The following is a 5,747-nucleotide window of genomic DNA, read 5'->3' on the forward strand; positions in this document are numbered from 1 at the left end:
ACGAGCGCAACGCTCACAACTTCCCCTTAGACTTAGCTAGTGGTGAACAGGCTCCTGTGGCTCTGACCGCTCCCGCTATCAATGGTTAATTCCTAGTCTGAACGAAAAGGCACTCCCGCGAGGGGGTGCTTTTTTGTTGTTAGAATTGGGGAACAATGAAAAACGCTGCAAAATGCTTATTCTCAAACAATCATCATTATGACCGCTCTCACTGGAAAATATACTCTTAGTCAATATTTTGAGCAGGAAATACAATCCCAAACTCGTCATGAATATCTGGATGGAAAAATTATTGCTATGACAGGAGGGACACCGACTCATAATCGCATTATTAGTAATTTATTAGTGGCTTTATATACTGGACTAAAGAATCAACCCTATGCCGTTTTTGTCACCGATCAGCGTTTATGGATACCTGAGCGTCAAATAGCTACCTATCCTGATATTATGGTGATGCCTGAACCTCTTACTTATCAAGAAGGACGCAAAGATACTTTAATTAATCCTGTTTTAATCGCTGAGGTTTTGTCTGCTGCAACGGCAAATTACGACAGAGAAGAAAAGTTTGCCGCTTATCGAACTATTTCAACTTTTCAGGAATATTTATTGATTTCGCAGGAAAGACTTTATATTGAACATTTTCAAAAGGAAGGCGATTGCTGGGTGTTTACAGCTTATGAATCTGATAGGATAATTCATTTAAACTCTTTGCGGGTTGAGGTGGAGATAGCAGATATTTATAACAAGGTAATCTTTAGTTAAGGCTTTAAATTTGAAGCTTTTGTTATCATTAAACTAGACTAATCTTGGTCAGGAGTTAATTTTATGATATCCCCTCAAATTATTGAACTGGAACAAAAGTTACGAAATTTTTCGTTTGAAGATAAACAATGGTTATTAGAACAGTTACACAAGCATTTAGAAGTTTTAAAAGAAAATGTAAATAGAAAACAGGCCAAAGATTTGATTATGGAAACATTAAATGAGGTTCAAAATATGCCCGATAATTGTTATCATGAAGTTTGGCAAAAATTTGATGACGCTTGTGTGAGAATTTCAGGAAACTTAGAAGAATCTGATTTACTATGATGTTTGCTCAAGATTCACCTCTTGTTATTCTTGATACTTCGGTTTTTCTTTCAGCTTTGTTAAGTAAAAATCCTAACAGTGCGCCTTGTCAAATTATTCGTTATTGGCGGGAGGATAGATTTAAGTTAGTTATTTCTCCTCAATTATTGGAGGAATTGGTCGAAAAACTATTAGTGAAAAATATTGACAGAAATGATATTAAGGATATTTTAAGGGCTATTTTTTATACTGCTATCAAAATTCAAGGCATTTATCAAGCAACGCTACTCGATCAGGTTGATCCAAATGATAATATGTTTTTGGCAGCCGCTTACGAAATAGGTGCTGATTATCTAGTTTCTTTAGATAAAAAACACATTTTACCGCTAAAGCATTATCATCATACACAAATTTTGTCCCCAAATTTATTCTTACAAGTCTTACAAAATAGTTAAAGGTAAAAAGGCGATCGCATCTATTTGTAAAGAGATAATCCTAATCGTTAGGATTTCTTTTAAGATAAGATTTAAACACAGGATTAATAGGAAAATAGGACGAGGTTTCTGATGGTAATTTATCCAGTAAACAGCGTCTCATTAATGACTGAATAGCTGCCCAAAATTCAGAAGTAGATAAGTCAAGATTAGCAGTTTTGGGAAACTTTTCTACCGCTTCAGTTTGATTAGCTAACCAGTGCATCACCTTTTTTTCTGTTGCGGATAAACGCTGTAAATGACATTCGATCGAGTCTTCTATATCTCCTAAATAAATTTCATTGTTCATTTGTTCTAAAAATAAGGATACTTCTCCATCAAATAGTTCAATAATGGTTGAGGAGATGATATTTAACCAGTTAGGATGACCTTGATAAAGTTCGCTCAGTTCCGTCCATTTCTCCTCACTTTTTAAACCGTATTCTTTGAATATTTCTTCAAATTCTGTTGTTAAACCTTGCAGGTATAAAGTTTTAATTTTATCGGATTTTAAGGTGACAAAATCTCTGGGAAGTTCCCAACTAATTAAAATCAAACAACTTTGATGAGATGTGGTAGCGATTTGCTGAAAAAATTTATGATAATCCTGACAGTCGCTTAAATATTTACCTGCTAATTCCCCCGGTTTAAAAATATTCTGCACATCATCAAGAATAATTAAACAACGATAGGAGCTTAGATAATCTATTATATCAGGTAAGGGGGTTGATAGAGATTGGGCGAAAAACTGTTTTAGATCATCCTTGAGAGCGATTAATTGAGGAATATTTTCCAGACTGCGGTAAATAATATAATCAAATTGTGGGGCAATTTCTGAAATTAATTTAAGGGTTAAAGCTGTTTTTCCAATTCCGGTTAACCCATAAATAGTAATTAATCGAGTTTTATTGTCTAGCCATTCTTTTAAGGTTGATATTTCTAACTTACGTCCATAGTTACACCTTAATTCAGGAGCTTTTGTTAAGTCAATTATGGGGGATAGATGATCATTATCTGGAAAATTTGAAGACTTTTTTAAGTTGTTTTCTGAGTAGGGGTTATTTTCTCTACAGATATTAACACGACTATTGCTAATATTATTACCATGATAGTTAACAAAGTGATAAATAGTAGATGAAGCTTTATTTTCTAAAATAGAACGAACATTAGACTTTTTTATATCTTCTTGAAAAACATCTGATAACAGTTGCCATAATTTCCATGCTTCTTTTTTTATATGGTCATAACTGCGCTGATTATTTTCGGCAATTTTTTCATAATCTTGATGTTCCCAAATACCCTGTAAGATAGATTCTTGCAACGAATCAAGATGTTTACCAGTTTTCTCTAATACCTGTTTATCTGTCCATTCTAAAAGGGTTTGAATATCCATATAAGTAAGTGATAGAACTTTTGTATTACTGTTTGGGATAAGGGAACAGATTTTATTTTTCTCGTTTTTTTATAAATATTTGCCAAATTATTTTATTTCTGACATTTAACCCTCCTGATTTGTTTCCAACTGTCACCTGTTACTTAATCGATTAATATTAATGCCAATGCTTGATTAATAATTTTATTTTTATCAATCATAGCTTCAATTTCTTCGGGTTGATATATACCCTCAAAAGCTTCTAATGCCGCTTGTCTTAAAGCCGAAGAATAAGCATCATCTAAGGTTTCTTTTAATTCTTCTGGTGTCAGATAATTTCCTCCAGTTTTACGTCGTTGATTAATGCGTTGAATCTGTCGAACAGAATTAGAAATAGAGGTTTCCCATGAGCGGGTACTGCGTTTTTCTGCTTGCCGTTTAATCAGATGTAATAGAACAATAATACTAAAGCTAAAAATCTTATTGAGCTTATCATCTTTGCTCATTTCTGTCATTTCCTCTACCAAGATTAAGGCATCGGGAATATTGCCAGCTAGTAATAGATTTTTTAACTCTAATAGTTCTTCCATTTTTTGCCTTTTTTTACTGATTAACCTCTTAATTTAGTAATTTGTCCTTTACATTAGATATTGTTAAAGTTGGAAAAACAAGCGAAAACTTTTGCCTGTTCTCTTGCCTTATTAACGAAAATTTAGCCTTGTTTCATGAGCCTTGCCCTCCTTTTTGTCACTAAATCCCACTTTATCCCACAAAAATTATTGTATCAGAAAATCCAAAATGGCCACAAATTCCCACAGACAAAACCAAAGTGAACATCTAGATTGTAAGAATCACTCAGTTTTTTGGAGTCTTATCAGGTTATGAACAAGATACTAGCTAATTGTATCAGCTTAGGGATCGGATTGGGGGCGATCGGGGTGGCTTTCCCGGCACAAGCCGCCGCCTCTACCCCTAGTCAAGCGGCCATAACAAGCTTTAGTCTTAGTCAGTTCGCTGATTATACTCAAACTAGCAACGCTCAACCCAATAGTGGCTCTTTTACGTTTTTCCCCAGTATCAACTACACTGACGAGGCAGCCCTAACGAGTGCTTTTGTTTTTTACAATGGCACTGAGTCCTCTATCCCTTTGGATATTCTGTTTCCTTTTGGAGACGAGTTTGTTGCCGCAAACAGTCTTACCTATCCTACTCTAGAGGCACTGGAAGCGGTGTTTCCCGATGGCACTCAGTACATATATACCATTGTTGGCGGAAGTTTGGGTACTCAAGCGGCGGTTTTGCCAACCGTCCCACCGAGAGCATTTGTCAATGATGTTCCTTTCTTGACGGGAACAACCTTCAATGACCTTCAAGGTTTTGATCCGAGTCAACCCTTTACTATTAGCTTCAATGGGACTTCCTTATTCCCAGACATTTCCAAAAATTTCAGCATCTTATCCACGTTGGGAGGAACTGTTTTTGACGTTTCTCTGAATCCTACTGATACCAGTCTCCTCTTACCCGCTAACACCCTTGCTCCCAACACTAGCTATGAGTTTGAATTGGAATATGTAGAAAGTGAGCTGCTTTTTGATACTGGTTTTAATGGAGCAGAATCATTCTTGGGTTTTTTCACCCAAACTACAGGAACTTTCACCACTGGTTCAATCATTGGTACAACTCCCGATAGTCCTCTATTCCCCACCCCAGATCCGAACAATCCCGATGGTTTTACCTTTCCTGGTGTTCCCGTCGGTGATAATGGATTGGGTATAATTGACCCCATCTTTTTCGATCCGATTGTGTCGGTAGGATACGATTACGCAGTGACAGGCGGACCCTTATTCGCCTCGGTTTTAATCCCTAATGCTCTCCCCCAAGGCGACAGTAACTTTATCCTAGAATTACCCGGATTTGGCAATTATCCCCTAGTTGCGGGAACAACTTTCAACTTGTTGGGTGTTAATCCCCTTGGCTTTAGTGATTTTCGCATCAGTGATATCGATCCTGCGGAAATGCTCGATCCAACTAATCCTACTGCTTTTGTGACGGGGTTAACATTTACTGCTCCCGGAACAGTAACAGTCACCCAAAACCCTATTACTGTAAGTGTTCCTGAACCGTCCAATTTATTGGGTTTAGGATTACTCGGATTCGGTGCTTTCTTCACGGGAAAATTAAATAAGAAGCAAGCCAAAAAAGACTCTTAATAAGTAGCTGGTTATAATTAAATTAGAAATGGATTTTAGGTTCGATCCCCCCTGCCCCCCTTGATAAGGGGGGTGCCGATCCCCCCTTAGTCCCCCCTTGATAAGGGGGGTGCCGATCCCCCCTTAATCCCCCCTTAATAAGGGGGCATCTGATAATTTTTAACGCCTACCTACTTAGCAATTATCGTTAATCCTGTTGCTTATACAACATGATGGCGATTTCCAGCTTCAATCATCAACCTGACTTTGATGGGAAAGTCCATAAACTCCCTATTTTTGGGCATTTCAATCAGTTAGCATCTCAATCATTAGATAAAAGGGCATCCTCGAAAGGGGGGCTTTTTTCTTGTTCGGATGTATCGAGCGAGCTACAATAAAAGGGACTTCTCTAGGCGAAAATATGGCTACAGGCATCGATATTAGCGAATTTATTGTTGCTAGTCCGGATATTTGTAATTCCCGTCCCCGGATCGCGGGAACTAGAATAGACCTCTTGCAAAAGTCTTAAGTCGATCCTTGTACAGCAACATTTTTGAAGATTATCAACTACTAATAAATAATTAACTGAAAGTCCCTCCCATTATTGTTTCTATCGTTTGTTTTCGGATTTATGCAAGAGGTCTA

At 37.0% G+C, this 5,747-nt stretch carries 6 protein-coding genes and 1 pseudogene; 5 read left to right on the top strand and 2 right to left on the bottom strand.

All coding sequences use genetic code 11. The features are described from left to right. From IM496_RS00920 to IM496_RS00935, 4 genes and pseudogenes are all read left to right on the top strand, one after another. Positions 1–89 (top strand): annotated as a pseudogene (locus IM496_RS00920) (photosystem Q(B) 2 domain protein); the annotation flags it as partial. 109 nt (positions 90–198) lie between these two features. Continuing rightward, positions 199–762 (top strand): Uma2 family endonuclease, encoded by a 564-nt coding sequence (locus IM496_RS00925; RefSeq protein ID WP_194015158.1) that lies wholly within the window; start codon positions 199–201, stop codon positions 760–762. A gap of 63 nt (positions 763–825) precedes the next feature. Next, entirely contained in the window at positions 826–1,089 is a 264-nt protein-coding gene (locus IM496_RS00930) for a hypothetical protein (protein ID WP_002752205.1), read from the top strand. Beyond that, the gene (locus IM496_RS00935) at positions 1,086–1,523 is read left to right on the top strand and encodes a putative toxin-antitoxin system toxin component, PIN family (RefSeq protein WP_104395858.1); all 438 of its coding nucleotides are present in this window, start codon (positions 1,086–1,088) and stop codon (positions 1,521–1,523) included. Before IM496_RS00930 ends, IM496_RS00935 begins: the two co-directional genes overlap by 4 nt. Before the next feature lie 40 nt (positions 1,524–1,563). Here the strand turns inward: IM496_RS00935 and IM496_RS00940 are convergent, their stop codons facing one another. Together IM496_RS00940 and IM496_RS00945 are read right to left on the bottom strand one after the other, a co-directional pair. Then, on the bottom strand, positions 1,564–2,934 hold the full coding sequence (locus IM496_RS00940) for a helix-turn-helix domain-containing protein (RefSeq protein ID WP_287660974.1): 1,371 nt from the start codon (positions 2,932–2,934) through the stop codon (positions 1,564–1,566). A gap of 143 nt (positions 2,935–3,077) precedes the next feature. Then, the gene (locus IM496_RS00945) at positions 3,078–3,503 is read right to left on the bottom strand and encodes a DUF29 family protein (RefSeq protein ID WP_287660975.1); all 426 of its coding nucleotides are present in this window, start codon (positions 3,501–3,503) and stop codon (positions 3,078–3,080) included. Positions 3,504–3,794: 291 nt separating this feature from the next. Here IM496_RS00945 and IM496_RS00950 point away from each other — a divergent pair, with 291 nt between their 5' ends. Further along, positions 3,795–5,123 carry a PEP-CTERM sorting domain-containing protein gene (locus IM496_RS00950; RefSeq protein ID WP_287660976.1) on the top strand — a complete coding sequence of 443 codons (1,329 nt, stop codon included), beginning with the start codon at positions 3,795–3,797 and terminating at the stop codon, positions 5,121–5,123. Positions 5,124–5,747 lie beyond the last annotated feature (624 nt).

Source organism: Microcystis sp. M049S2 (genome assembly GCF_020245625.1).
GTDB classification, from domain to species: domain Bacteria; phylum Cyanobacteriota; class Cyanobacteriia; order Cyanobacteriales; family Microcystaceae; genus Microcystis; species Microcystis ichthyoblabe_A.